Source organism: Oricola sp. (assembly GCF_022763245.1).
Lineage (GTDB): Bacteria > Pseudomonadota > Alphaproteobacteria > Rhizobiales > Rhizobiaceae > Oricola.
Window position 1 is genome coordinate 25,153 of the sequence record NZ_JALEGV010000032.1, and the last position, 26,180, is coordinate 51,332.

A 26,180-nucleotide genomic window follows, 5' to 3' on the forward strand; every position below is an offset into this window, starting at 1 on the left:
CACTCCTTGCTCCACACCTCCCGAAGCGAGGATAGGCAGAAGTGGCGGTGCTTGAAAAACACCGATTTTAGTCTTTTCTGTTGCCTTTTCAGCAACGATCAACAGTTCGGCCGGAACGCTCCGGCAACGGGAAGCAGGATGTCCGCGGGTTCGATGATCGTTGAACGCACGCACGACGCCGACATCCCGACCAGCGACGGTCGGGACGTGTCAATTGTCAGCTGTGGAAGGTCGGTCTGCCGGCGGGCGCGGATGCGCGCGGCGCCGGAGTATCGCCGGGAACCGTAGCCTCAGGCGAGGTGTTGGGCGAAGAACGCGTCCGTGCGCTCGAAGGCGAGTGCGGTCGCATCCGGCACGAAATCGGCCGGGCGTGCGTCATTGGCGAAGGCGTGGCCTGCCTCGTAGGTGTGGACTTCGAAATCCGGCAGGTAGTCGATCGCCTGCTGCAGCATCTCGGGCGGCACATGGCCGTCCTGCGTGCCGTAATGGCCCTGCAGCGGCGCCTTCAACGGACAGTCGAGATATTGGGGAAGCCGGGTGCCGTAGAAGGCGACGGCGGCGGCCACGTCGAGCTTCTGGGCGGCCCGAAGCGCCAGCCCGCCACCCCAGCAGAAACCGACGACGCCGACCTTGCCGCCCTTCGCGGCAAGCGCCTGGGCGGCGGCGTCGACATCCGCCATCGTCGCGTCCAGATCGGCCGCCAGCATCATGTCGCGACCGGGCGCGCCATTGTCGAACGCGAGAACCGTTCCCGGTGCCTGACGGTCGAAGAGCGCGGGGATCGCAGCGTCGTATCCCTTTTCGGCGAACCGCGCGGCGACGCCTTTGAGCTGATCGGTCACGCCGAAGATCTCCTGCAGGATCACGACGCCGCCCTTGCGGTCGCCTCGCGCCGGTTCCATCCAGCAGTCGAATTCATGCCCGTCCGATGCGGTGAGACGCGTCATTGCGCCCTGCGGTGCCGTGTTCATGGTCTTGCCTGTCCTCGTGCTTCAGTTGGATGGGCCGCCCGCGAAGCGCGCGCGACCCTGCCGATGGTCAATTGCCCACCGCGATCCCGGCTTCCTCGTAGTATTTCAGCGCGCCCGGGTGGTAGGGGACGCCGTTGGCCGGGGCCATCTTCTCGAGCTTGGCATTGCCGAAAGCGCCGAAGCTTTCCTTCAATGCCGCATTGTTCTCGGCGACGATCTTGGTCATCTGGTAGACGAGTTCGTCTGACACGTCGGCATTGGTCAGCATCATCCACGGGATCTGCATCAGGTTCTTGTCGGACTTCATGCCCGGGATGTTTTCGTTGGCCTTGATGGTGACGATGTCACCGGCCGGCAGGAAGGCCTTGAACGCGGCGATGCCTTCCGGCGAAGCGTCCTGCGAGATGTATTCGAGGCCGCCGTCACCGGCGAGCTTCGCTTCCACTTGCTTGCCCGCGCCGTTGTTCAGGCTGACGAGCGCGATATCGACGAGCTTGTCGCCGAGCGCGTTGATGCCGGCGACGAAGCTCGACACCGGAACCTGCTGGAAATCCTCGTATTTCATGCCGCCATTGGCGAGGCCGCCGGCGATGTAGAAGGGGATGATAGTCGATGAGGTGTATTCCGAGGCGATCTTCAGCTCGCCCATCTTCGCCTTCAGATCGGCGATGGTGTGCACGTCGGCATCGGCACGGACCATGATGCCGGTCGTCAGCGGAAACATCGTGCCGACGAGGCGGATGTTGGGGTGCGCGCGGTCGTAGTTGCCCGTGCCGCCGAGGGCGAATTCCGCCTCGACGCCGTTGGAGAAGCCAAAATCGATCTCGCCGGTGTTGAGGAGCGGCAGGTAGCCGACCAGCGGCTGCGTGCGCGCCGTGATGCCGTTCTCGTTGGCGACCTTGGCGATCGCCTGGCCGGAACTGTAGGCGAGCGAGCCCTGCGCACCGGTCGCGACCGTCACCACCTGAGCGGCCGCCATGCCTGTCGCCAGCAGGCTTGCCACGACGCTGCCAATCAGCATTTTCGTCAGAGATTTCATGAGGTTTCCTCCCTTTTTCAACCCATCTGATTATCTTGTGCGTTGCCGCGCTTGAGATAGAAGAGCCCGATGGCGAGCATCACCGTCGCGACCGTGGCGGCGGGGTGAACGAGTTCCAGCCCTTGCGGCAGATAGCCGATCGGCAGCGCCGCGAAGCCGAGCGCCGCAAGCACCAGGCGCAGCCCGGCTCCGAGCCGTTCATGCAGGAAGCCGACCACGGCGGCCGATATAGCGGCGATGCCGATCGCCGACATGACGCCCGCAAGGACGATCTCCAGGGCACTGCCTTCCAGCAGGAGCGAAGGGGTCGCGACGAAGATGAACGGGATGATGTAGGCGGCCCATCCGACACGCATCGCGGCGAACCCGGTGCCGAGCGGGTCGGTCTTGGTGATCGTCGCGGCGGCAAAGGCCGCAAGCGCCACCGGCGGCGTGATCATCGACATCATGCCGAAATAGAGGATGAACAGGTGCGCTGCGACCGGGGTCACGCCGGCCTGGACCAGCGACGGTGCGATCAAGGCTGCCAGCAGCACGTAGACGCCCGAGGTCGGCATGCCCATGCCGAGCAGCGTGCAGATGAAGGCCGAGATGAGCAGCAGGGCGAAGAGGTTGGTTCCGATGGAATTGACCAGCAGCAGGGTCAGCGCGAAGCCGAGGCCGGTGATGTTCAGGATGCCGATCACGAAGCCGGCCGCGGCCACGATCAGGATCAGGTCGACCATGGAGGTCCCGGTTTCCACGAAGACGCGGCCGAGGGTCTTGAGCGACAGGCGGTCGCCCTTGTAGCCGCGGGCGAAGCCGACCGCGACGATGGCGACGGAAGCGAGCAGGGCGGAATCCTCGGGGTCGAAACGCCACCAGAAGAGGGCGCCGAGCAGGACGGCGAAGGGGATGAGGAAGTGCCAGCCGGCGGCCAGCGTCTCGCGCACGGTCATCATGTCTTCGCTGGAACTGGCGACATTGTCGCGTCCGGCGATCAGGTCCACCTGCACGAAGACCGAGATGTAATAGAGGATCGCCGGCACGAGGGCGGCCGCGGCGACCGTGAGGTAGGAGATGTCCAGGAATTCGGCCATCAGGAAGGCGGCCGCGCCCATGATCGGCGGCATCAGTTGCCCGCCCGTCGAGGCGACGGCCTCGATGGCGCCGGCGTCGCGGGCCGAGTAGCCGCCGCGACGCATCAGCGGGATCGTGACGACGCCGGTGGTCACCACGTTGGAGACGGCCGAGCCGGAGATCGAGCCGAACAGGGCGGAGCCGACGACGGCGATCTTGGCGCTGCCCCCGCGCGTGCGGCCGGTCGCCGCCATGGCGAGATCGGTGAAGAAGGTTCCGCCGCCGGCGGCGAAGAGAAGCTGCCCGAAGAAGACGAAGAGGAGGACGATGACCGTGCCGACGCGCAGCGGCGTCGAAAAGACGGCCGACGGGTCGAAGCCGACATATTGCACCAGCCTGACGGGGCTCAGCGCCTTGCCGATCAGGTCTCCCGGCGCCTTGTCGGCGACGAGCGAATAGAGGAGGAAGATCGCGACGATGACGAACAGGGTCATGCCTGTGCGGCGGCGGATGCCCTCCATGACGGCCAGCGTGACGACCGTCCCGATCAGGGTGATCTGCCAGGGGCGGTAGAACTGTTCCTTCAACAGCCAGGAGAAATCCCAGGCCGCATACATCAGCACGCCGAAGCAGATCAGCGCGATCAGGCCGTTGACGACATTCAGCTTCGGCGTTTCCTGTCCTCGCCACCCGAAGCGCAGGAACACGATCGTCAGCGCGAGGCCGAGCTGCAGGGCCAGGTACTGTTCGATCAGGATGGCGACGCCGAGCCGGGTCGGGGTCTCGACGTTCCACAGGATGCAGGCCACGCACATCAGCGTGGCGAGACCGGCGACCAGCCAATCCAGAAATCTGCCGCCCTGCCTCTCTTCGGCGGCCGTGTTCATACAGCCATTCCGTTCGACGGCAAATCGGCCAAGGTGTCGCTGTGCGGCACGGTTTCCTCCCTCGCGTCAGGCGTCGCACTCTCCGGTGGATCGGCCCGATGCGCGCAGGTTATTGGGCTGCGACACATTATGCAAATTCATGATGATGTAATAGAACATCATTTGGATTGATGCCGGACGCCTGAACCATGACGCCCTACAGCTTCGACATGAACCTCTTTGCGGTCTTCCACGCGCTGATGGAGGAGCGCAGCGTGACGCTGGCGGGCCAGCGGCTGGGCCGCACGCAGTCGGCGGTCTCCAATTCGCTCAGGCGCATGCGCGACCTGTTCGGCGATCCGCTCTTCGTGCGGACGCCGGGCGGGCTGGCGCCGACGCCGCGGGCCCTCGAAGTGGCGCGGACCGTCTCCGAAATCATGCGGCTGTCGCAGGAATGCCTCTCCCAGCCGTCGGATTTCGTGCCGGAGACGGCCCGGCTTCGTTTCGTTATCGGCGCGCCCGACCGCCTGAGCCTGCCCGTGATGCTGCCGTTCCTGGAGGATCTGCGGGCGACGGCGCCCGGCATTTCGATCGATCTTCGGACCACGGATCGCGGTTTCGCCATTCGTCTGATCGAGGTGCAGGAGATCGACGTCGCGCTCGGGTGGTTCGACCGCCTGCCGCCGACGCTCAGTCGGGAGCATGCCAACAAGGAAGCGCTGGTCTGCCTTTGCCGAAAGGACCATCCGATCCTGAACGGGGAGCGCCCCGCCGATCTCGCGATGGTACTGTCCTATCCCCACCTCGTGGTCAGTTCCGGCGGTGACCGGAAGGCGGCGTTCGATTCGATCCTCAAGCGCGAGGGCCTGCATCGCGAAGCCGTCATGGTGTCGGTGACGAATTTCACCATGGCGCCGAACCTGCTGCAGGAGAGCGACATGATCGGCGTCTTCACGGTGAGAACGGCCGACTATTTCGCGCGCAATTACGGGCTCGCCACCCTGCCTTTGCCGATGGAGATCGAGCCGATCGCCCACGACCTGATCTGGCATCGTCGCTTCGACAGCGATCCCAAGCATCAATGGATCCGCGAGAAGCTGCTGGCCGCCTGCCGGCAGGGGGAAGGCAGGCCCGAGTGATTGGCGCGACGGAAGTCTCGCTGCCGCGTCTTCAGGGACTGCAGACCTCGTCGAGAAACTCGAGAAACGCGCGCGTGGTCGGCGATAGGAGGCGCCGGCTGGGATAGACGACCGAGAGGACGGACGAGGACAGGTCGAAGGAGATGTGCTCGTACACCTCGACGAGTTCGCCCTGGAGCATGTGTTGCCGGCAATAGAGTTCGGGCAACAGGGAAATGCCCGCGCCGGCCAGGACCGCGGCGCGAACCGACAACGGATCGTTCACATGGGTCACGCCGCGTGTCAGGTCGAGATGTGCCGGCGCGCCTTCGATCCGTACCGGCATCCGCCTCAGGCCATAGCGTTTTTCACAGATCTGGATGTTGCCCACCAGGTCTTCGGGGCTGTCACCCGGCGCATTGTCGCGCAGGAAGCCGGGGCTGGTCACCCAGACCAGGCGTCCCGAATAGAGCGACCTTGAAATCAGTTCGGAATCGTTCAGCGGCCCGACCACGACGGCGATGTCCAACTGGTCACGCAGGATGTCGGCGCCATGGGTGGTCGCGATGATTTCCAGATCGACGTTCGGGTAGCGGCGTCGGAAGGTTGCGAGCGCAGGCGAGACGATCTCCTGGCAGAAGGCCGGCGGCAGCGCCACGACGAGCCGACCGGCAGGCGTCGCGCTCAGGCCCTCGACCACGGCGTCGGCTTCGCGCACCTGCTCCATGATCAGCATGGCCTGCCGGTAGAAGGTCTCACCCTCGCTGGTCACGCGGACATTGCGCGAATTGCGGTTCAGGAGGCGCAGGCCGAGCGCGTCCTCCAGCCGGTTGACGGCCTTGCTGACCGTCGATTTCGGCATGCCGAGCGCGTCTGCAGCCGCAGTGAAACCGGTGAGTTCAACGACCTTCACGAAGATGGGGATGTCGTCGATATTCCATCTCATCGCAGCGATCCGATTGTCTACGATTGTGAACGTTGCGTCTCATTTGCACGAATTGTTCCGCATTGAAAGCTTTGTATAGTTCTCGATCGGAGGAGTGTTTCAACAGCTCGATGACATCGACGGTTCGCCTGAAGGGCGAGGGCGGTTGGCCGAGTTGCAGCTTTTCCCCACGCAGACGCCAGAACAGGGAGCATGGGATATGGCACGGATCATCGGAGGCATCGGCGCCTCGCATTCGCCGACCATCGGCTTTGCAAAGGACACGCACAAGGAGAACGATCCGGCCTGGGCGCCGATCTTCGAGGGCTTCGCCCAGGTGCGCAAATGGGTGCAGGACAGGGACATCGACGTCCTGTTCCTGATCTACAACGACCATGTCACGTCGTTCTATTTCGACCACTACCCGTTCTTCTCGATGGGGATCGACGACACCTACTATCCAGCCGACGAGGGCGGCGGGCCGCGCGACGTGCCGCCGGCCAAGGGCCATCTGGGCCTGTCGCAGCACATCGCCATGGCGATGACGGCCGATGAGTTCGACATGTCGTTCTTCCAGGGCAAGCCCGTCGACCACGGAATGCTGTCGCCCCTTTCGATGCTGGGTGACGAGAACGGGCCATGGCCGGGCAAGGTCGTGCCGTTGCATTGCGGCCTGCTTCAGTTGCCCATCCCGACGCCGAAGCGGATGTGGAAGTTCGGCAAGTCGCTGCGCAAGGCGATCGAGAGCTATCCCGAGGATCTGAACGTGGCGATCATGGCGACCGGCGGGCTCAGCCACCAGGTCCATGGCGAACGCGCCGGCTTCATCAACGAGGAGTGGGACAACGAGTTCCTCGAACTGCTCGAGAAGGATCCGCAGAAGCTGGTCGACATGCGTCTGGCCGAATATGTGGTCAATGGCGGCATGGAGGGCGCCGAGGTCATCATGTGGCTGATCATGCGCGGCGCGCTGTCCGACGACGTGCGGCTGGTCCACAAGCAGACCTACGCGCCGTCGGTGACCAACATCGCCACGCTGGTCTTCGAGGATCTGGGTGGCGAACCCGATCAGGCCGAGATCGAGGCCTATCGCGACCATGTCGGTTATCACCTGGCCGGCGCGGAGACGCTTGCGGGCACCTATCCTTTCACCCATGCCCGCAGCCATGCCAATTTCCGGCTGAACTCCTTCCTGCATGACCTGATCCACCCGGAACACCGCGAGCGTTTCGTCAACGATTTCGACGCGCTGGCCGCCGAACGGGGGCTGACGGCCGAGGAAATCGACCTGGTGAAGAACCGCAAGTGGATCGAGATGATCCATCGTGGCGTGAGCTTCTTCATGCTGGAGAAGCTGGCCGCCGTGATCGGCGTGTCGAACCCCGAGGTCTACGCGGCCTTTCGCGGCGAGACGCTCGACGAGTTCCTCGCCACGCGCAAGGTGCCGATCAAGTACTCGGTCGCCGGCGGCGACAAGGTGAAGGAAATGGACACGGCCTGATTTCGGGCCTGTGCGGACCAATCGCGACTGTGCGGATTTTGAATAGCTCGTGCGGAGATTCAATTTTTCCGCACGGGGCGTGGTCGCTAGCTAGTGCGTCGTCCGGGGAAACGGAATTCGAACACATCCGGGATCAGGCAGGCGCATCGGTCCGTCGTCGAAGGTGACGCCATCGCGCGGGCGAGAGCCTTGCCCCGCTGCTGGCAGCCATGCCCGATCCCGAAAACGCAAGAACCCATTCAAGAAGAACGATCAGTCAGGAGGAATTCCATGATCGCAAAACTCGCTTCCGCCGTTTCGGCAGCGCTCGTCCTCGCAGCCACCACGGCATCGGCGACGGATCTGAAGCTCGCCGACTTCCAGCCGCCGAGCCACTTCGTCGTCGAAAACGTTTACAAGCCGATGGCCGAGTCCATTTCTGCGGGCACCGATGGCGCGGTCACGGTCAGCATCTTCATGGGCGGTGAACTGGGCCCGGGCCCGGCCGAGCAGTACAATCGCGCGGTCGACGGCGTCGCCGACATCGCCTTCGGCCTGCCGGGCTATACGGCGTCGAACTTTCCGAAGACGCTGCTGACCGAGCTTCCGGGCGTGATCGACGCGGAAACCGGCACCGCCAAGGTCCAGGATCACACCGACATGCTTGCCAAGGAGTATCGTCGCGTGGCGCTGCTCGGCTTGTGGAACAACGCGCCGAACCTGCTCTTCACGGCCGAGAAGCCGATCCGTTCGCTGGCGGACCTGAAGGGCCTCAAGATCCGCGTGCCGTCGCGCAATGCCGGCCTCGTCGTCGAGGCATGGGGCGCGACGCCGGTTTCGATGCCGGCTCCGGAAATCTACAACTCCATGCAGACCGGCGTGATCGACGGGGCCATGATCGACGCGACCACGCTTGGCGCGTTCAAGCTGGCCGAGGTGACGAACTACATCACCATGGGCATGGACTCGACGATTTCGAGCTTCTTTCTTATCATGAACCGCGACAGCTTCGAGGACTTGACCGACGATCAGCAGAAGGTCGTTCTCGACGCGGGCCGTCAGGCCGCGCTGGACGGCAACAAGGCCTGGCTCGGCATCGCCGACAAGGCGCTTGAGGGCTTCGAGGCAACCGAGGGCAAGGAAGTGATCGTTCTTTCCGATGAAGCGGCTGCAGAGTTCAACGCCGCCTCGGCGCCGGTCGTGGAAAAGGTCATCGCCGATGCCGACGCGGCGGGACTTGAAGCCTCGGCCTATGTCGACGCGCTGAAAGCCGAGTGACGCGGCCGTGAGTGAACCGCACATGGAACTGGCCCGCTCGACACATGTCGGGCGGGCCGTTCGCTTGCTGACGATCCTGTCGTCGCTGGCGCTCGGCGTTCTGCTGGTGGCGACGTCTGCCGGCGTGATCATGCGCTACGTCTTCGAGGCGCCGATCCTGGGCGGCAACGAGATCATCCAGCTTGCCTCCGTCGTGCTGGTGATGCTCGCGATGCCGGGCGCAGCGCGCGACGAGATCCACATTCGCGTCGATGTCTTCGACGAACGGATCGGGCGTTACGGACGCTTCGTGGGCGACGTGCTGGCGCGCTGCATCTCGGTCTACATCCTGTCGATGCTGACATGGCGGTCGTGGGACAAGCTGGTCGACGCCGCCGAATATGGCGACGCCACCAACATGCTGCAGATCCCGTTCTGGCCCTTCTACGGGCTGCTGGTTCTGGGGGCGATGCTCTACGCCATCGTGCTGCTTCTTCAACTCATAGACATCATTCGTGCAGGAGCAGGTCGCAGTGAGTGACTTCATGATCGGCCTCTGCGGCCTCGGCGCGATGTTCGTGCTGATGATACTGCGCATGCCCGTGGGCATGGCGATGCTCGCGGTGGGGTATTTCGGAACCGTCATCCTCAACGGCACGCGGTCCGCCAACGCGCTCCTCGTCACCGAGACCTTCTCGTCGACGTCCAACTATTCCCTTACCGTGGTTCCGCTGTTCATCCTGATGGGCAACATCGCCTCGGTCGCCGGGTTCAGCAGCCGGCTTTACGAAGCCGCGTTCGCCTGGGTCGGCTGGTTGAGGGGAGGGCTGGCTTCGGCCTCGATCATCGGCTGCGCGGCGTTCGCCGCTGTCAGCGGTTCGTCGGTGGCGACCGCGGTGACCATCGGCAAGGTCGCTTTGCCGGAGATGAAGCGGTTCGGCTATTCGGACGCCCTGTCCACCGGCTCGATCGCGGCCGGCGGAACGCTGGGCTTTCTCATTCCGCCGTCAACCGGCTTCGTGCTCTACGCCATCCTGACGGAAGAGAGCATCGGGCAGTTGTTCATGGCCGGCATCCTGCCGGGCCTGCTGCTGACGGCGCTTTTCATGGCAGCCGTCGCGCTCGTCACGCTTCGCGATCCTGCGGCGGGTCGCCCGGGCGATGCGGTGCCGCTCGCGAAGCGTTTCCTCGCGCTGATGCGTGCGATGCCGCTCATCGTGGTGATCTTCGTGTCGATCGGCGGCATCTATCTCGGCGTGTTCACGCCCGTCGAGGCCGCCGGCGTCGGTGCCGCGCTCGTGCTCGTGATGGCGCTTTTCACCGGCAAGCTGGACTTCACAACCTTCACGCAGGCGATCGCCGACACCGTGCGCACAACCGCGATGCTCTATCTGATCGTCATCGGTGCGAGCGTGCTCAACCCTTTCCTGGCGCTGACGCATCTGCCGGCGACGCTGGGCGAGGCGATGACCTCCGTCGGGTTGGGACCCTATGGCGTCCTGCTGTTGATCGTGGTCGCGTATCTGGTGCTCGGCATGTTCATGGACGGGCTCGCCATGCTCGTGGTCACCATCCCGATCTTCTTTCCGATCGTCACCGCGCTCGGCTTCGATCCGATCTGGTTCGGCGTCATCGCGGTGATCGTCATCGAGATGGGCATGATCACGCCGCCGGTCGGGCTGAACGTGTTCGTGGTGAAGAGCGTGGCGGGCGACGTGCCCATGTCGACGATCTTCCGAGGGGTCTTGCCCTTCTGGTTCGCCATGGCGGTCTGCCTGCTGCTGATCGTGATCTTCCCGTCCATCGCGCTCCTCATTCCGGAGGCCATGTTCCGGTAGCGACCGGGATATCGATGGACTTGAAATCCAGGAGACGCCGGCCGGGTAACCAGGCCGGCGTTTTGCTGTGCGCATTCGATGACGTCCCAGGCAATGGCCTCAGAGAGACGCATCTTTGTCACACCTGCGGCCATCCGGCGTTGCACAGGGGGTGGAATTCAAGAAATATTTCATCGTGCAATTGCCAAGCGCGCACCAACCGGTTTCAATCGGAGCCCCGGTTGAACGCAGGATTGTAGAATTATCTGAAGGCGAGACCCAGCATGTTCGGCCAGATCCGAATCTTCATCATGATCCTGACGGTCGTCGCCGGTTCGCTGTTCTGTTCGACGCTGGCGAACGCCGCTTCCCATGTCGCGCTGGTCATCGGCAACGCCGCCTACAGGTCGATCAACCCGCTCGCCAACCCGGTGAACGACGCCACCGACATGGCCGCCGAGCTAAGCGGCATCGGCTATGACGTGGATGTCGTCACGAACGCGACGTTCGACGACATGCGCCTGGCGCTCGCACGCTTCACGGACAAGGCGCGAGGCGCGGAGATCGCGATCATCTTCTTTGCCGGCCACGGCATCGAGATCGACAAGCAGAACTATCTGATCCCCACCGACGCGACGCTGGAGAGCGACAGCCAGGTCGCGTTCCAGGCCATCCCGCTGGACTACATGCTGAACGCGGTCAGCGGGGCGAAGCGCTTGAAGGTGGTCCTGCTCGACGCCTGCCGCAACAACCCCTTCCTGACGCAGATGCGTTCAGCAGGGACGGCGCGGCGCTCCAACGTTCCCGGCGGCCTGATCGCAATCGAACCCGAAGCGGGCACGCTTGTCGGCTATTCGGCCAAGGAGGGCACGACGGCGAGCGACGGCCGAGGCCGCAACAGCCCCTATACCGAAGCGCTGCTGAAATATGTCGGCCAGAAGAACATGGATGTCGGGCGCATGTTCCGCCGGGTACGGGACGACGTGATGCGCTCCACCGAGAGCAACAGGCAGCGGCAGGAGCCGTTCTATTACGGCTCGCTGCCCGGCGACGACATCTACCTCAATCCGCAGACCGCGCTCCTCGATCCCGGCAAGCAGACGAATGACGTGGTGAGCGATTACACGCGCAACGAGGCGAAGGAAGCCTGGGAGGCCGTCAGGGATTCCAGGGTCGTCAGCGACTTCCAGACGATCGTCGATCTCTACCCCGGAACAGTCTATGAGCGCCTGGCCAGGAACCGGATCAGGGATCTGTTGGGCGATGACAACACCGAACGGTTCGGCTGGTACCTGGCGCAATATGACAATGTCGATCTCTACGGCAGCGACATCATACAGGGCGGGTTCAAGTCGCCCACGCCGGCGCAGTGCGCGAGAGAATGCGCCCAGCGCAGTTCATGTCGCGCCTATACTTACAATACTGTCGCCAATCATTGCTTCCTGAAGAACGGCTACAATTTCGCGCAGACCTTCACCGGGGCGTATTCGGGCTTCTTTTTCCAGGGGGAGGGGCGCCAGGATGCGCCGTCCGTCGAGGTGGAATGGGACGTCTACAACAAGCACGATCTCGACGGTTACGATCTCGGCAAGTCCGGCGACACGACCTTCGAAGCGTGCCTCAGCACATGCCGCAGGAATTCCGATTGCGACGGCGTCGCCTTCGTCTACTTCACAAAGACCGATCAATGCTGGTTGAAGAGCGGCAGCAGGCAGCCGTATGAAAACAGCAATTCCCGCAAAGGCGTCATCGCCGCTCTAAAGACCAGCCGCATGGTCCAGCCCTTCTCGGTCGTTCCCGTCGAGGGACCCTGACGACCCGGCGGCGCGGGCGCGAAGACGGGCATCGTAACCTCATATTAACCACTTTTACTTACCAAATTGGGCCAAAGAGTTCATGGTGGGAAAAGGCACATGCGGAAACTGATGATCGCGACGGCGCTGCTGTGCGCATCCGCAATGCAGGCATCCTCCGGGGACGTCGAACTGGACCAGTCCCGGGTCTCTTCCATTCAGATCGCCGCGGAAACGGCGCCGGCGCTGCCGAGCGAACGCATCGAAGCGTCCTCGCGATTGCCGACACCCCGCCCGACGACCCTCGAAGAGAAGATCGGCCAGATGATCATGGTCGGCTTTCGCGGCGACACGCCTGACCACAAATGGGTCAAGACGCTGACCGGACAGATCGAGGCCGGCAAGGTGTCCGGCGTCCTCTATCTGCGCCGCAACGTCACCAACCAGACGCAGGTCGCCAATCTGAACGCGGCGCTGCAGATCGCGGCGCGCGACAGGCCGTCGCTGCTGATCGCGGTCGACCAGGAAGGCGGCCGGATCGAACGGCTTCTGCCGGAGGCGGGCTTCCCGCATACGCCCTCGGCTGCCGAGATAAGTTCCGATTTCTCGCCGCGCGAGGCCTATGAGCGCTACGAATTGCTGGCCGAGAGCCTGAGCGCCTGGGGCTTCAACCTCAATCTCGGGCCGGTCGTCGATCTGAACGTCAACCGTTCCAACCCGATCATCGGGCGGCTGGGGCGCAGCTATTCGGACGATCCGTCGCAAGTGGTTCAATTCGCAACGGCATTCGTGACCGCGCATCGCGAGCAGGGCGTCCTGACCGCGCTGAAGCACTTCCCGGGACACGGTTCCAGCAAGCTCGACAGCCACAAGGGCGCGGTCGATGTTTCCCGGACGTGGAAAAGCGCCGAGCTCGATCCGTTCAGCATGATGATCAAGGACAAGCAGGTCGATCTCGTGATGAGCGCGCATCTGCGTAACGACAAGCTTCAGGACGACGGCGACAAGGCCCCGATCTCGCTGTCGAAGAGCGGGCTGCACGACGTGCTTCGGCGCAAGCTGGGCTTTACCGGCGTGATCATCTCAGACGATCTTCAGATGGGCGCGATCTGGGACAACTACAAATTCGAGGACGCTGTCATTCGGGCGGTCAAGGCCGGCAACGACATCCTGATTTTCTCTAATGACAAGCATCCCGACGTCGACATTCCCAACAAGGTCGTTTCGCTTCTGAGCAAGGCCGCCAAGCACGACGCCGCCCTGCAGGTGCGCATCGAGCAGGCCTACGAGAACATCCTCGCCATGAAACAGGACCTTCAGGCCCAGGCTCCCGCGCTCGACACGATCTCGACGCGCTCGATCGGCGAAGGGGAAAGCCGGCCCGTTCTCAGCTCCGCGCTGATGGCTGCCAACAAGCGCGACTTCCCGCTCTATCTGCCTGCGGATCTGTAAAGCCGCGAAAGCGGCCGCTTGGCGACGAAATTCAATGAACCGTCCGGCTCGCCCGGGCGGTTTTTTGTCGCCTCGAGGCCGTTCAATTCCGGACGCGCGACTTCATTGCACGAGGCTGACGATCGTCACGCGCCGGTTCTCGGCGGCGGCGGGGTCGTATGTGTTCTTGAGTTGCTCTTCCCCGTATCCGACGGCGATGAGGCGGTCAGTCTCGATCAGGAAGGTCTCGGTCAGGAAGGCTTTGACGCTCTTGGCGCGTCGCTCTGAAAGGTCCTGGTTGTAGGCGTCGGAGCCGACCGCGTCGGTATGGCCGCTGACGAGAAAAACGATGTCCTTCAGGGCGTCGCTCCGCAGCGCCAGCCCGAGTTCGATCAGGCCGGGTTTGGCCTGGGGGCCGATGCCGGCGGAGTTGTAGTCGAAGTAGATTTCCAGATCGATCGACGGCAGGTCATTCTGTTGGACGATCTCCGCCAGTTCGTCTCGTTCCTGCACGTTGATGTCACGAGTTATGCCGCGGAGCCGGGAGACGAACGCCGATTCCTCTTCGCTCATGCCTGCCGGGTTGTCGCCGAAGATGTTGCGCGTCGCGACCTTCGGCTTGAGCGTGTTGATGATGTTCGTGCTCGAAACATCCTCGGCGAGGGCGCCCGGAGCCCCCAGCATCCACGCCGCCACGAGAAGAGTTGCCGTTGCTCGCTTCATCATCCTGCTCCCGTTGTCGCCCGTCGGCCACCGCGCCCGGTTCTCACGCAACGATGCACAAGCTTCAGGGTGCGCGCAATGCCGAAGCCCTCCCCATATTGGGGTAGAGCCCCCGGCAGGAGTGTAGTCTCCAATGGTGTTCGAGGGCATGTGCGCATCACTGGTGATCGTTGCCGCCTCTCGACATTCTGGTAGCGGCGAAGTCCGTTTTGTGGCCCTCCTTCCCTCGCGTTTTCCGCATTGTTCTGGCGAGTGAACGTGGTTCATCCTACAATCTGTGCTTAAAGAACTCTTACTGTTGCGGAATTGCCACTTTTATTAGTTCATCCACAGTTTCTGTTAAGCATTTTCAGAGGGTTTTTAGATTGACTTTAACCCGCGCTGCGGCAAGAACGGAGGCAGCGATTCATGAGAGGGGATTTCGATGGATAGGCGGATCGTAAGCGGCCTGATGGCCTCAACGATGCTGGTGGCCGTGACGGGGGCGTCGTCGGCAGCGGATTTCACCGTTTCGATTCCCTATTACGGGACGTTTGTTCTCGGTGATCATGACAGCCTGACGATCACGTCGACGGGCTTTGTCGAGACGACGACCAACCTCGATCCCGGTGTTCTCGGCGAGCACGACCCGAACCACATTACGGTGATCAACGAAGGCGGGGTCTATACGAGCGGCGACGGTTCCGTCGGCATCGCGATCTATGGCCGCGAAGACGACGTCACGAACAACTCCATCTCCAACTATGGTGTCGTGGAGACGGACGGGACGAGCTATTACAACGGATTTGTCGACGTCGAGAGCGACGGTATCGCGTTGGTGGGGTTCAGCTACGTCGAAGACAATCCTGACTACGAATATACGGGCTACAATCCGAACTTCTCGAACTCTCCCGCATCGATTGAAGTCAGTGACAACGATGTCCTGAATGACGGGATTATCGATTCCTCCGGGAGCGGCATACGGCTGACCGCAGGCGCGGAGCAGTATGTCGAGATGGATGCCGACTGGGATGGGTCGTATTCCAATGTTGGTGCCACGGTGTCCGACATTTCCGCCATGGCTGTGGTCGATAACAATGTCGTCACGAATTCCGATTCCATCGAAGCCAATTATGCGGGAATTCTTCTGTCGGCTTATGCCGACACCTATGTCGAACTCGATCCGAATCTCGGCGCGCACGACCCGGAGGGGCATCTCTTCGGCGAAATCGACGGCGCTTATGCGACGGCCGAGGTGACGGACAATGTGATCTCCAATTCGGGATCGATCGACGCCGAGACCGGTATTGCGCTTTTCGCCGGTTCCTACGTTGGAGCGTCAGTCCATTCGGACAACGAGTTCCACGACTATGAGCTCGACGGCAGCGTGTCGGGTTTCGTCAATCATGTCGCCGCCCGGAGCGAGGTGTCCGGCAACGAAATCTGGCAGTCGGGCGCCGTTACATCTTACTACAACGGCATCAATGTGGGTGCGAATGCCTACGCGTGGGGTAACGCGGAAGGGCATATGTACTACGACAGTGACGACTACGACGATGACGGCTGGGATTATTCCACTGTCGGGACCGGGTTGCTGGCTGACGTCGTCGGGCATATCGACGACATGGACGCTGAGGCCATTGTCAGCTCCAACACGATCTCCAATTCAGGCGACATCACCACACTCGGAGACAACGGCGACGGCATCTCGGTCTGGGCCTACTCAGAGGTGGATGCCTGGGCGGAAGCGGATTCCGAGGAGGATTATTACGACTTGTGGGTGGCGTCGGGTTACGCGCATGTCGAGGATTTCTACTCACATGCCGCGATCGACGACAACATGATCGCGAATAGCGGTTCGATCACCACCTACGGCAATCATTCCGACGCAATCGACGTCAGCGCCTATGCCGATGCGGGCTGGTATGACTATGATTCGTACAACAATGGCGTCTGGAACCGGGTTTATCCGTGGCAAATGGCGCGTGCAGGCGTGCCGGACTACTACGGTTATGGTGACACGTTCTACTCCAGCGCTGAGGCGCGCACGGAGCGCATCCACGCTTACGCTTCCGTCGCGGACAATGTGATCAGCAACAGCGGCTCGCTGACGACCTACGGATACGGATCTTCGGGCATCGATGTCGATGCCGGCGCCTATGCTGCCGGTTCGGCCTTTACTTATACCAACTATATCGGTGGTTCCGCCGACAGCCTGTCGGCGACGACTTATATCGGCAATATTCGGGCTGTCGCCGAAGTCGAGAACAACACGATCTCCAATTCGGGTGCCATCGAGACCTTCGCCGGCAATTCCTCCGGCATGGAGTTGAACGCCTTTGCCGAGGCCTTCATCTTCGGCTCTTCCAGCGTTGGCTATGACACCGACGGTTATGTCAGCAATGCGACGTCAACCACTGGCGAGAGCAGCTACAGTCTCGCCTCGGCGGTCTTCAGCAACAACACGGTGGAGAACAGCGGTTCGATCGAGACGCATTCCTACGACTCGACCGGTATCGAGATTTTCACGGAGGCCTATGCCTACGCGTACATGACGTCTCGGCTGCACACCGACGACTACGAGGACGACTCTGAGTCTATCGTCGACGTGTCCGATGTTTACTCCTTCGCGGGGATCAACGACAACGACATCAGCAATGCCGGCTCCATTCGCACGGATGGCGAAGGCTCGATGGGCATATCGCTCGATGCCGATGCGGAGACCGAAATCGAGGTCTATGCGTGGGCTGAGAATAACGTGGCCGAGGCGTATGTCGGCTATTCCAGCGCGGTAGCCGAGATCGTCGGGAACACCGTCAGTAACAGCGGTGAGATCGTCACTTACGGGGTCGAATCGTCCGGTATCTCTGTCTGGGCAGAGGCGGAGATCGATCTGGAAGCGTATGCGGAATCCGAAGATGTCGGTTATGACTGGACAGGCTTCGGCTATGTCGGTGCAAGCACTCGCATTGCTGACAATGCGATCTCGAATACCGGCATGATCAAGACATACGGTGCTTATTCGGACGGCATCAGCTTGCGATCCGAGACGAATTTCTATTCGTCATCGTCGCATGAGAATTACTTCGGTACCTACATCGATCAAGCGATCACGGACAATACGATCGAAAACTCGGGCGTGATTGTCACTCTCGGCGAATATTCCGACGGCATACATGTGTCGAGTTTCTATCGCGACGACTTCGATGGCGGCTATTATTCCGGCTATGACGGTTCGGCTGTCTACGGAAACACCTTCAACCTGTCCGGCAAGACCGTGGCCGCCTATGGCGACGCGCTTGATATCCGGGGCTACGCCAACACGTTCAACATCGCCGCGCCGGCCTTCTTCGGCGGCTACATGCTTCTCGGTGGAACGTCTGGCGAAGAGGCGGTCGTCAACATCGAGACCGGGCCGTCGCATTCGGTGGTCTGGCACATGGACGGCGTCATCGACGGCGACGCTCCGAATGTGATCGGCGACATCCCCTATGTCTGGGATACGTCCACGCAGACCTTCGCGACGCTGGACCCGACGGCGGTTTCGGCTGCGCCGAACATGCTAGCCGACCTGGCGGGCCTGGTCTCCGGCCTCGTCAAGGACGGCGCGGCGCAGACGCCGAGCGGTCGCGGTTTCTGGATCGGCGGCGGTGCCACGAGCCAGGACTACGACGGAAACGGCGAGACGACGCTCGACCACAACACCAAGTCGCGCGCCTTCGCGATCGGATTCAATACCGACGTCAACAACGCGGTCGGCATTGGCGGTGTGCTGGGTTATGCCTGGGAGGACCTCTCCGGCAGCAGCATGTTCTCCAACTCCTTCGACAACAGTGCCGAGGGTGTGTTCGGTGGCCTGAACGCCAGCGCCTCGTTCAACATGCTGCGCTTCGGAGCATCCATCAACGGCGGTATGCTCAGCCATGACGGGCAGCGCTTCATCAACGACAACCTCGTTGACAACGGCTATGCCGACGGCGGAACGGCCGGAACGGGTGATGCGACGCTGGGCGAGGCTTGGGCGAATTCCAGCTATGACAGCTGGTGGATCAGTCCGGAAGTGTCTGCGGAAGCGACCATCGACATCGGCAACGGCTTCGCGTTGATGCCGCAGTTGACAGGCCGCTATGCGCGCCAGACCATCGACGGCTACAGCGAGACGACCGACGACACGCATGTCGGCGGCGGTTCGGTGGAGACCGCGTCCTTCGGCGAACAGACCGTGGAGATGTACGAGGCCGATCTCGGTGTCGATCTGCGGAAGGCCTTCGCGGGCGGTTTCGTCTCGGTCGGCGGCGGTTATCTCTTCCGCAGCTATTCCGGCGACGGCGAAGTCGAGGCGATGCTGCTGGACGAGATGGTCTATGTACCGGTTGACATCGCCGACGGGTCGATGCCCTATGCCGGTGCAGCGATTTCCTTCCAGAACGGCAACTTCTCGGTGGATGCTTCGGGGCGGGCGACCTTCCTCGACGGCGAGGTCGGCTATCAGCTCAAGGCTGCTGTGAAGGGCCAGTTCTGATCGGGTTCCAATAACGCATAATGACAAAATCCCCGACCAAGGTTAGCGGCCCCGCCAGGCAAAAGGCGGGGCCAACTTCTGCAAGACGCGGCCAAAAGCCAGCTGACGGGAACGAGGAGCCGAAAGAACCGGCTGCCAAATATTCCATGTCCGGCGGCTTGGTCGGGTTCCTGAAGCGCAACAAGATCGCGTTGGCCGCGACGTCCTATCAATCCGGCCGTCTCTACATGATCAGCTCGAACACCAAGGGCGGGCTGATGGTCAATGAGCAGTTCTTTCGCAAGGCGATGGGACTGCATGTGACGGACGACTCGCTCTACATGGTGACGCTGGGCCATATCGTCCGGCTCGAAAACGTGTTGCGCGAAGGGCAGTGGGTCAACGAGCAGTTCACGCATTGCTATGTCAGCCGGGAACTGCATCTCACGGGCGTGATCGACGCACATGACATCGGCCTGACCGACAAGGGCGAGATCGTCTTCGTCAACACGAAGTACAATTGCCTTGCGACGCTGTCGAAAGAGCACAGCTTCAAGCCGATCTGGAAACCGCATTTCATCTCGCAGATCGTCGCCGAAGACCGCTGCCATCTCAACGGAATGGCGATGCAGGACGGCAAGCCGCGTTACGTGACGGCCGTATCCAAATCCGACACAGTCGACGGCTGGCGTGACCGTCGTTCCGACGGTGGCATCGTGATGGATGTCGACGCAAACGAGGTCATCTGCGAAGGCCTGTCCATGCCGCATTCGCCGCGTGTCTATCGCGACAAGGTGTGGCTGCTGAATTCCGGCACGGGCGAGCTCGGCTGGGTGGACAAGGAAAGCAAGCGCTTCCAGCCCTTGGCGTTCTGCCCGGGTTTCGTGCGCGGTCTGGCGTTCTTCGATCGCTTTGCCGTGGTGGGGCTCTCGCGCCCGCGCTACGAGCGGTTCGAGGGACTGGAGCTCGACGAGCGTCTCAAGCAGGCGGATTCCGAACCCTGGACCGGGATCCAGGTCATCGATCTCGACACCGGCAATGTGGTGCAGTGGTTCCGCATCGACGGAAAGGTCGCCGAGATGTATGACGTCGCCGTCATACCGGGGGTCGGCTGCGCTAAGACGATCGGCTTCATGAATGACGAGGCGCTGCCTCTCATCACGATCGACGATCCCGATTACGAGTTTCTGAACCAGCACTAACGGCCGGTCACGGCCCTGCCTCGAAGGAACCGAGAGTCATGAACATCAGGACTGTTGCCGCCTCGGCATTGCTGGCCGGTCTTTGCGCCGCGCCTGTCTCCGCCGCGGGATTGCCGAACGGCGCGACTTCGCTGAACGAGACCTATGGCGCCTGGCGCGTCGTTTGCCAGTCCGTCACGAAGAACGAGGCGACGAATGTCGGATGCACGCTCGTGCAGGTGCTGTCGCGCAAGGGCAGCAAGAGCCCCGCTTTCGTCATTCGCCTTCAGCCGGGATCCGACGGCGATGCCAACGGCCGCATGATCGTGCCGCTCGGCGTTTCGCTCAAGGATGGCGTGACGCTGCAGATCGACGATTCCGCCGAGACCGCGCCGAACCCCTATTCGACCTGTCTTCGCGCGGGATGCATGGTTCCGATTAAGTGGCCGGCGAAAACGGTCAACGGGCTCAAGCTGGGCGGAACGCTCAAGGTGATGGCCACGGGAATGACCGGCCAGAAAGCGACGTTCGAGGTGAGCCTGAAAGGTTTCTCCGCTGCCTATGACCGCGCGGCCACGTTGATCTCCGGCTAGAGCTGGGTCAGGATAGTCTTCGTTCGAGCGGCCGAGTCTTTCGGCACAGGGGGAGTTTCCGATGGATATTGGCGTACCTTTGAAGACCTACGGGCTGGTCGACATAGAACCGTTGCGCGAAGCAATGGAGAAGCTGCCCTATTCCTATTGGGAATCGGATCGTGACAGCCGGGTGTCGCTCGCCGGCGACCGTCCCGGCAACGCGGTGTTCCTCTATAATGACAAGCCGGCCAACGTCATGAGAAAGACGCTGTTCGAGGCCCGTTCCGGATATGTCAACGTGATGCGCTACGCGGATCGGCCGTTGATCGATCTCGTCGACGACATCATCGAGAAATACATCCAGCCGGAATTCCCGAATTGCGACCCGATGCGCGTGCAATTGGCCGAACTGCCGCCCGGGCAGGTGATCACGCCGCATCGCGACATGGGCATCCTGGCCGCGATCCATCGCACCCATGTGCCGATCGTGACGGATCCGGGCGTAAAATTCATCATTCAGCGGCAGGCCTATTTCCTGGAGCCGGGCCGGCTCTACGACCTGAACAATGTCGTCGTTCATTCGGTCGAGAACCAGAGCGACGTCATGCGTGTCCACCTCATGGTCGACATGCTGCCGCACTCCATCGCGCGTTGCCGATATCACGAGACCGAAGCCGCGATGCTGGAAGCCGCGGTGCCCGTTTCGGCCTGATTGGCTTCAGGTGAGGGCGCCCCGAGGGGCTCTCACGACACGGTTTCGTCGCCCGGCCTCGGCCGGGCGCTCGACCAGAAGCGTTTCCGTTCCGCGCGAACCTTTTCGGCTATGAAATCGACGACCGTGCGAATGCGCGCGGTGTCGCGCGAGTCGATATGCGCGATCACCCAGAAGGCGCGAACCAGTTCCACCTCTTCGGGCAGCACCGGAACGAGATGCGGGTCTTCGCAGGCCATGAAATCGGGCAGGATGCACAATCCCGTGCCGGCCTGGGTCGCGCGCAGCTGTGCCAGCAGGTTGGTGCTCGACAGGCGCGGCGCGAGGCTTTCTCCGATCTGCTGCAGGTAATCGAGTTCCGGGGTGAAGATCAGTTCCGGAATGTAGCCGATCCAGGGGTGGTTGGCGAAGTCGCGCTTGCCGGTGATCGGCGGCGCTCCCGCGAGGTAGTCTCGGGCCGCGTAGACATGCAGCGTGTAGTCGGTGAGCTTGCGCGAATAGAGGCGGCCCTTGTCGGGGCGCTCAAGCCCGATGGCAATGTCGGCCTCGCGTTTCGACAGGCTGAAGATGCGCGGCATCGCGATGATCTGCAGCTCCAGTTGCGGGTGACGGTGGCTCAATTCGCCGATGCGGGGGGCGAGGAAGAACGCGCCGAACCCGTCCGGCGCGCCGATGCGCACCGCGCCGCTCAGCGAGAATTTCTCACCTGCGATGTCGTTCTGGATGCTTGCCGCCGACGTCTCGATGGTTTCGGCGCGGGCGAGCAGCCGCTCGCCGGCATCCGTCAGGGAATAGCCGCGCGGCGAACGGTCGAACAAAAGGGCGTCCAGTTCACGCTCCAGCGCGCCGATCCGCCGGCTGACGGTGGCATGATCGGTGCCCATGCGGCGCGCGGCAGCAGTCAGTCGCCCGGTGCGGGCGACGGCGAGGAAATAGCGGAGATCATCCCAGTCGAAGGCCATCGTGTATGAGCATATTCGCACAACGGTTTGTCAATCAAGCGCATGGATTTGCGCAAATAATCGCATTAAAATGAGCACTCCAGACTTCAGGGAGGAGTTCATGCGCGAGATCGGACATTTCGTCGGCGGCAAGCATGTCGCCGGAACAAGCGGTCGTTTCAGCGACGTCTACAACCCGGCGACCGGCGAGGTCGAAGCGAAGGTCGCGCTTGCCAGCGCGTCGGAGCTTGAGGCTGCGATCGGGAACGCCAAGGCGGCGCAGATCGGCTGGGGCGCCACCAACCCGCAGCGCCGCGCCCGCGTCCTGATGAAGTTCGTCGATCTTCTGCATCGCGACATGGACAAGCTGGCCGAGGCGCTCTCTCGCGAGCACGGCAAGACGCTGCCGGACGCCAAGGGCGACGTGATCCGCGGGCTTGAGGTCGCCGAATTCTGCATCGGCGCGCCGCATCTCCTGAAGGGCGAGTTCACCGAGGGCGCGGGGCCGGGTATCGACATTCACTCCGTGCGCCAGCCGCTCGGCGTCGTAGCCGGCATAACGCCGTTCAACTTCCCGGCGATGATCCCGATGTGGAAATTCTGCCCGGCGATCGCTGCGGGCAACGCCTTCATCCTGAAGCCGTCGGAACGCGATCCGTCCGTGCCGATTATGCTGGCCGAACTGATGCTGGAAGCGGGTCTTCCCGAGGGCGTGCTCAATGTCGTCAATGGCGACAAGGAGGCCGTGGACGGCATTCTCGATCATCCCGACATCATGGCTGTCGGTTTCGTCGGCTCCACCGCGATTGCGGAATATGTCTATGCGCGGGGCTGCGCCGCCGGCAAGCGGGTGCAGTGCTTCGGCGGAGCGAAGAACCACATGCTGATCATGCCCGACGCCGATATGGACCAGGCCGTCGATGCCCTTGTAGGTGCCGGATATGGCGCGGCGGGCGAGCGCTGCATGGCGATTTCAGTCGCCGTTCCGGTGGGCGAGGGCACGGCCGACCGCTTGATGGAAAAGCTTGTTCCGCGTGTTGAGAACCTCAAGATCGCGCCCTACACCGCCGGCAACGATGCCGATTTCGGCCCGCTGGTGACCAAGGCCGCCTATGACCGCGTCAGGGGCTATGTCGACAGGGGCGTCGAGGACGGCGCGGAGCTGGTCGTCGATGGCCGCGATTTCTCGATGCAGGGCTACGAGAACGGCTTCTTCATCGGCGGCTGCCTGTTCGACCATGTCACCAAGGACATGGCGATCTACAAGGAAGAGATCTTCGGACCGGTCCTTTCGGTGGTGCGCGCCAAGACCTACGAGGAAGGGCTCGATCTCGCGATGAGCCATGAATACGGCAACGGCGTCGCGATCTTCACGCGCGACGGCGACGCGGCCCGCGATTTCGCGGCACGCGTCAATATCGGCATGGTCGGCGTCAATGTGCCGATCCCGGTGCCGTTGGCGTACTACACCTTCGGGGGCTGGAAACGGTCCGGCTTCGGCGATCTGAACCAGCACGGCCCGGACGCGTTCCGATTCTACACGCGGACCAAGACGATCACGTCGCGCTGGCCGTCCGGCATCAAGGACGGCGCGGAATTCGTCATCCCGACGATGAGCTGACGCCATGGACTTCGATCTCTCGGAAGAACAGCGCGCCATCCAGGAGATGGCGCGTGGATTTGCCGATGACAATCTCGCCCCGAAGGCGATCGAGTGGGACGAGACCGGACACTTTCCTGAGGACGTCGTTCGATCGGTCGGCGCATTGGGGCTGGCCGGGATCTATGTGCGCGAGGATGTCGGCGGATCTGGCCTCGGCCGGTTGGACGCCGCGCTGATTTTCGAGGCGCTGGCGCATGGCTGCCCGTCGATCGGTTCCTTCATCTCCATCCACAACATGGTCGCCTGGATGATCGACCGGTTTGGCACCGAGGAGCAGCGCCAGGCCTGGTTGCCGAGACTCTGCTCAATGGAACTGATCGCGTCCTATTGCCTGACCGAGCCTGGCGCGGGTTCGGACGCAGCGTCGCTGAAGACGAAGGCCGAGCGCGACGGCAACGGCTGGAAGCTCAACGGCGCCAAGGCCTTCATTTCCGGTGGCGGGTTTTCCGACCTCTATCTGGCGATGGTGCGCACCGGCGGTGAGGGGCCGGGCGGGATTTCGGCCGTGCTGGTGGAGGACGGCACGCCGGGGCTCTCCTTCGGCGCGAACGAGCGCAAGATGGGCTGGCGGGCGCAGCCGACCGCGCAGGTGCAGTTCGACGATTGCAAGGTGCCCGCCGATCATCTGCTCGGCGAGGAGGGCAAGGGCTTTCGCTATGCGATGGCCGGCCTGGACGGCGGCCGGCTGAACATCGCGGCAAGCGCGCTCGGCGCGGCGCAAGCGGCGCTCGACAAGGCGCTGGGCTATGCCAGGGAACGCAAGGCCTTCGGCAGGCCGATTGCCGATTTCCAGTCGCTGCAGTTCAAGCTGGCCGACATGGAAACGCAGTTGCAGGCGGCGCGGATCTTCCTCTACCAGGCGGCCGCGAAGCTGGATGCAGGCGCGCCCGACGCGACCAAGCATTGCGCCATGGCCAAGCGCTTCGTCACCGACGCCGCTTTCAACGTCGCCAACGAGGCGCTGCAGATCCATGGCGGCTACGGCTATCTTGCCGATTTCGGACTGGAGAAGATCGTGCGCGACCTCAGGGTGCACCAGATCCTGGAAGGCACCAACGAGATCATGCGAGTGATCGTGGCGCGGCACATGCTGGCGGAGCGTTGATTTGGGAACCGACGAAGACATCGACATCCGGGAGACGGGGCGATGCGGGCGCATCACCCTGACACGGCCGAAGGCGCTCAATGCGCTGAGCTACGACATGGCGATGGCGATCGAGGCGGCGCTCGACCGCTGGCAGGCGGACGAAGCCGTCGACATGATCCTGGTCGATGCAGAGGGTGACCGCGCCTTTTGCGCCGGCGGCGACATAGCGGCGATGCACTCCACCGGAACGGCCGGCGATTTTTCCTATGGCCGCACGTTCTGGTCGGACGAATACCGGATGAACGCCAAAATCGCCCACTCGACGATCCCCTATGTCGCGATCATGGACGGCATCGTCATGGGCGGCGGTGCCGGCATCTCCGTGCACGGGTCGCATCGCGTCGTCACCGAACGCTCGATGGTCGCCATGCCGGAATGCGGCATCGGGCTCATTCCCGATGTCGGCTGTTCGCTGTATCTGGCGCGCGCGCCGGAGCATCTCGGCGAGTTCCTGGCGATGACCGGCTGGCGGATGGACGCCGGCGACGCGATCCACGCCGGCTTTGCCGATGTGGCGGTCAGATCCGATGACCTGCCTGCGCTGAAGGCTCGGCTGGAGGAAACGGCCGATCCGCGAGCCATCGACGCCTTTGCCGATGCTCCGGGCGGGGCGGGTTTGGCGCCCTGGCTCGAGACGATCGATCGGCATTTCGGGCGGGCCACAGCGCTTGACTGCCTGCGGTCGCTGGAAGCCGACCCGTCGGAATTCGCGCAGAAGGCGGCGGGCATGATCCGTCGGAGCTGCCCGATCTCGCTTGCGTGCGCGTTTGAGCTGATCCGCGACGTGCGCAATGCCGACACGGTCGAGGAGGCGCTGCGGCGCGAATACCGCTTCACATACCGCTCGATGTCGCAAGGCGAATTCCTGGAGGGCGTACGGGCGCAGATCATCGAGAAGGATCGCGATCCGAAATGGCGGATCGCGCGGCTGGACGACGTCACGCCGGCGCAGGTCGATGCCATGCTCGCGCCGCTCGGCGACGACGAATTGACGCTTTGAGG

General features: G+C 62.7%; 20 protein-coding genes. 14 read left to right on the forward strand and 6 right to left on the reverse strand.

What is annotated here, in order from left to right:
- Positions 1 to 290 precede the first annotated feature (290 nt).
- The 3 genes from MRY80_RS13895 to MRY80_RS13905 all read right to left on the reverse strand — a co-directional run bounded on the left by MRY80_RS13895 (position 291) and on the right by MRY80_RS13905 (position 3,956).
- On the reverse strand, positions 291 to 971 hold the full coding sequence (locus tag MRY80_RS13895) for a dienelactone hydrolase family protein (RefSeq protein ID WP_293291624.1): 681 nt from the start codon (positions 969 to 971) through the stop codon (positions 291 to 293).
- Between the two features lie 67 nt (positions 972 to 1,038).
- On the reverse strand, positions 1,039 to 2,010 hold the full coding sequence (locus tag MRY80_RS13900; protein WP_293291625.1) for a TAXI family TRAP transporter solute-binding subunit: 972 nt from the start codon (positions 2,008 to 2,010) through the stop codon (positions 1,039 to 1,041).
- 17 nt (positions 2,011 to 2,027) lie between these two features.
- Positions 2,028 to 3,956 carry a TRAP transporter fused permease subunit gene (locus MRY80_RS13905; RefSeq protein WP_293291626.1) on the reverse strand — a complete coding sequence of 643 codons (1,929 nt, stop codon included), beginning with the start codon at positions 3,954 to 3,956 and terminating at the stop codon, positions 2,028 to 2,030.
- Between the two features lie 188 nt (positions 3,957 to 4,144).
- Between MRY80_RS13905 and MRY80_RS13910 the strand changes: the two genes are divergently transcribed.
- Positions 4,145 to 5,074: a LysR family transcriptional regulator gene (locus MRY80_RS13910; RefSeq protein ID WP_293291627.1), complete on the forward strand. Its 930-nt coding sequence runs from the start codon at positions 4,145 to 4,147 to the stop codon at positions 5,072 to 5,074.
- A gap of 31 nt (positions 5,075 to 5,105) precedes the next feature.
- Here the strand turns inward: MRY80_RS13910 and MRY80_RS13915 are convergent, their stop codons facing one another.
- Positions 5,106 to 5,999, reverse strand: a complete 894-nt coding sequence (locus tag MRY80_RS13915) for a LysR family transcriptional regulator (protein WP_293291628.1) — start codon at positions 5,997 to 5,999, stop codon at positions 5,106 to 5,108.
- A 199-nt stretch (positions 6,000 to 6,198) separates the two neighbouring features.
- On the opposite strand from MRY80_RS13915, the gene MRY80_RS13920 reads away from it, so the two are divergent.
- From MRY80_RS13920 to MRY80_RS13945, 6 genes are all read left to right on the forward strand, one after another.
- Positions 6,199 to 7,479 carry a gallate dioxygenase gene (locus MRY80_RS13920; protein ID WP_293291629.1) on the forward strand — a complete coding sequence of 427 codons (1,281 nt, stop codon included), beginning with the start codon at positions 6,199 to 6,201 and terminating at the stop codon, positions 7,477 to 7,479.
- 270 nt (positions 7,480 to 7,749) lie between these two features.
- Positions 7,750 to 8,736 (forward strand): TRAP transporter substrate-binding protein, encoded by a 987-nt coding sequence (locus tag MRY80_RS13925; RefSeq protein WP_293291630.1) that lies wholly within the window; start codon positions 7,750 to 7,752, stop codon positions 8,734 to 8,736.
- A gap of 7 nt (positions 8,737 to 8,743) precedes the next feature.
- Positions 8,744 to 9,256: a TRAP transporter small permease gene (locus MRY80_RS13930; RefSeq protein WP_293291631.1), complete on the forward strand. Its 513-nt coding sequence runs from the start codon at positions 8,744 to 8,746 to the stop codon at positions 9,254 to 9,256.
- A complete protein-coding gene (locus MRY80_RS13935; protein WP_293291632.1) occupies positions 9,249 to 10,553 on the forward strand; it encodes a TRAP transporter large permease in 1,305 nt (434 codons plus the stop codon). Before MRY80_RS13930 ends, MRY80_RS13935 begins: the two co-directional genes overlap by 8 nt.
- 263 nt (positions 10,554 to 10,816) lie before the next feature.
- Entirely contained in the window at positions 10,817 to 12,346 is a 1,530-nt protein-coding gene (locus MRY80_RS13940; protein ID WP_293291633.1) for a caspase family protein, read from the forward strand.
- A 99-nt stretch (positions 12,347 to 12,445) separates the two neighbouring features.
- Entirely contained in the window at positions 12,446 to 13,777 is a 1,332-nt protein-coding gene (locus MRY80_RS13945; protein ID WP_293291634.1) for a glycoside hydrolase family 3 N-terminal domain-containing protein, read from the forward strand.
- Positions 13,778 to 13,879: 102 nt separating this feature from the next.
- On the opposite strand, the gene MRY80_RS13950 is transcribed toward MRY80_RS13945, so the two are convergent.
- The gene (locus MRY80_RS13950) at positions 13,880 to 14,479 is read right to left on the reverse strand and encodes an OmpA family protein (RefSeq protein ID WP_293291635.1); all 600 of its coding nucleotides are present in this window, start codon (positions 14,477 to 14,479) and stop codon (positions 13,880 to 13,882) included.
- Between the two features lie 424 nt (positions 14,480 to 14,903).
- On the opposite strand from MRY80_RS13950, the gene MRY80_RS13955 reads away from it, so the two are divergent.
- The 4 genes from MRY80_RS13955 to MRY80_RS13970 all read left to right on the forward strand — a co-directional run bounded on the left by MRY80_RS13955 (position 14,904) and on the right by MRY80_RS13970 (position 21,427).
- Complete coding sequence (locus MRY80_RS13955) at positions 14,904 to 18,980, forward strand: hypothetical protein (RefSeq protein ID WP_293291636.1); 4,077 nt, start codon at positions 14,904 to 14,906, stop codon at positions 18,978 to 18,980.
- A 146-nt stretch (positions 18,981 to 19,126) separates the two neighbouring features.
- Positions 19,127 to 20,161, forward strand: coding sequence for a TIGR03032 family protein (locus MRY80_RS13960; protein WP_293291637.1), 1,035 nt, complete (start codon positions 19,127 to 19,129; stop codon positions 20,159 to 20,161).
- 38 nt (positions 20,162 to 20,199) lie between these two features.
- Positions 20,200 to 20,733, forward strand: a complete 534-nt coding sequence (locus tag MRY80_RS13965; protein WP_293291638.1) for an invasion associated locus B family protein — start codon at positions 20,200 to 20,202, stop codon at positions 20,731 to 20,733.
- A gap of 61 nt (positions 20,734 to 20,794) precedes the next feature.
- Positions 20,795 to 21,427: an aspartyl/asparaginyl beta-hydroxylase domain-containing protein gene (locus MRY80_RS13970; protein ID WP_293291639.1), complete on the forward strand. Its 633-nt coding sequence runs from the start codon at positions 20,795 to 20,797 to the stop codon at positions 21,425 to 21,427.
- Positions 21,428 to 21,459: 32 nt separating this feature from the next.
- Here the strand turns inward: MRY80_RS13970 and MRY80_RS13975 are convergent, their stop codons facing one another.
- Positions 21,460 to 22,389, reverse strand: a complete 930-nt coding sequence (locus MRY80_RS13975) for a LysR family transcriptional regulator (protein WP_293291640.1) — start codon at positions 22,387 to 22,389, stop codon at positions 21,460 to 21,462.
- Between the two features lie 100 nt (positions 22,390 to 22,489).
- On the opposite strand from MRY80_RS13975, the gene MRY80_RS13980 reads away from it, so the two are divergent.
- From MRY80_RS13980 to MRY80_RS13990, 3 genes are read left to right on the forward strand one after another with little or no spacing between them, the layout of a single operon-like run.
- Positions 22,490 to 23,989 carry a CoA-acylating methylmalonate-semialdehyde dehydrogenase gene (locus MRY80_RS13980; protein ID WP_293291641.1) on the forward strand — a complete coding sequence of 500 codons (1,500 nt, stop codon included), beginning with the start codon at positions 22,490 to 22,492 and terminating at the stop codon, positions 23,987 to 23,989.
- Between the two features lie 4 nt (positions 23,990 to 23,993).
- The gene (locus tag MRY80_RS13985; protein WP_293291642.1) at positions 23,994 to 25,136 is read left to right on the forward strand and encodes an acyl-CoA dehydrogenase family protein; all 1,143 of its coding nucleotides are present in this window, start codon (positions 23,994 to 23,996) and stop codon (positions 25,134 to 25,136) included.
- Position 25,137: 1 nt separating this feature from the next.
- On the forward strand, positions 25,138 to 26,178 hold the full coding sequence (locus MRY80_RS13990) for an enoyl-CoA hydratase/isomerase family protein (protein ID WP_293291643.1): 1,041 nt from the start codon (positions 25,138 to 25,140) through the stop codon (positions 26,176 to 26,178).
- The last annotated feature ends 2 nt before the right edge of the window (positions 26,179 to 26,180 follow it).

What these genes read in the sequence shown, in the direction of transcription:
- MRY80_RS13895 (WP_293291624.1), bottom strand. Translation starts at nt 971, where the DNA reads ATGAACACGGCACCGCAGGGCGCAATGACGCGTCTCACCGCATCGGAC.
- MRY80_RS13900 (WP_293291625.1), bottom strand. Translation starts at nt 2,010, where the DNA reads ATGAAATCTCTGACGAAAATGCTGATTGGCAGCGTCGTGGCAAGCCTG.
- MRY80_RS13905 (WP_293291626.1), bottom strand. Translation starts at nt 3,956, where the DNA reads ATGAACACGGCCGCCGAAGAGAGGCAGGGCGGCAGATTTCTGGATTGG.
- MRY80_RS13910 (WP_293291627.1), top strand. Translation starts at nt 4,145, where the DNA reads ATGACGCCCTACAGCTTCGACATGAACCTCTTTGCGGTCTTCCACGCG.
- MRY80_RS13915 (WP_293291628.1), bottom strand. Translation starts at nt 5,999, where the DNA reads ATGAGATGGAATATCGACGACATCCCCATCTTCGTGAAGGTCGTTGAA.
- MRY80_RS13920 (WP_293291629.1), top strand. Translation starts at nt 6,199, where the DNA reads ATGGCACGGATCATCGGAGGCATCGGCGCCTCGCATTCGCCGACCATC.
- MRY80_RS13925 (WP_293291630.1), top strand. Translation starts at nt 7,750, where the DNA reads ATGATCGCAAAACTCGCTTCCGCCGTTTCGGCAGCGCTCGTCCTCGCA.
- MRY80_RS13940 (WP_293291633.1), top strand. Translation starts at nt 10,817, where the DNA reads ATGTTCGGCCAGATCCGAATCTTCATCATGATCCTGACGGTCGTCGCC.
- MRY80_RS13945 (WP_293291634.1), top strand. Translation starts at nt 12,446, where the DNA reads ATGCGGAAACTGATGATCGCGACGGCGCTGCTGTGCGCATCCGCAATG.
- MRY80_RS13950 (WP_293291635.1), bottom strand. Translation starts at nt 14,479, where the DNA reads ATGAAGCGAGCAACGGCAACTCTTCTCGTGGCGGCGTGGATGCTGGGG.
- MRY80_RS13955 (WP_293291636.1), top strand. Translation starts at nt 14,904, where the DNA reads ATGGATAGGCGGATCGTAAGCGGCCTGATGGCCTCAACGATGCTGGTG.
- MRY80_RS13960 (WP_293291637.1), top strand. Translation starts at nt 19,127, where the DNA reads ATGTCCGGCGGCTTGGTCGGGTTCCTGAAGCGCAACAAGATCGCGTTG.
- MRY80_RS13965 (WP_293291638.1), top strand. Translation starts at nt 20,200, where the DNA reads ATGAACATCAGGACTGTTGCCGCCTCGGCATTGCTGGCCGGTCTTTGC.
- MRY80_RS13970 (WP_293291639.1), top strand. Translation starts at nt 20,795, where the DNA reads ATGGATATTGGCGTACCTTTGAAGACCTACGGGCTGGTCGACATAGAA.
- MRY80_RS13975 (WP_293291640.1), bottom strand. Translation starts at nt 22,389, where the DNA reads ATGGCCTTCGACTGGGATGATCTCCGCTATTTCCTCGCCGTCGCCCGC.
- MRY80_RS13980 (WP_293291641.1), top strand. Translation starts at nt 22,490, where the DNA reads ATGCGCGAGATCGGACATTTCGTCGGCGGCAAGCATGTCGCCGGAACA.
- MRY80_RS13985 (WP_293291642.1), top strand. Translation starts at nt 23,994, where the DNA reads ATGGACTTCGATCTCTCGGAAGAACAGCGCGCCATCCAGGAGATGGCG.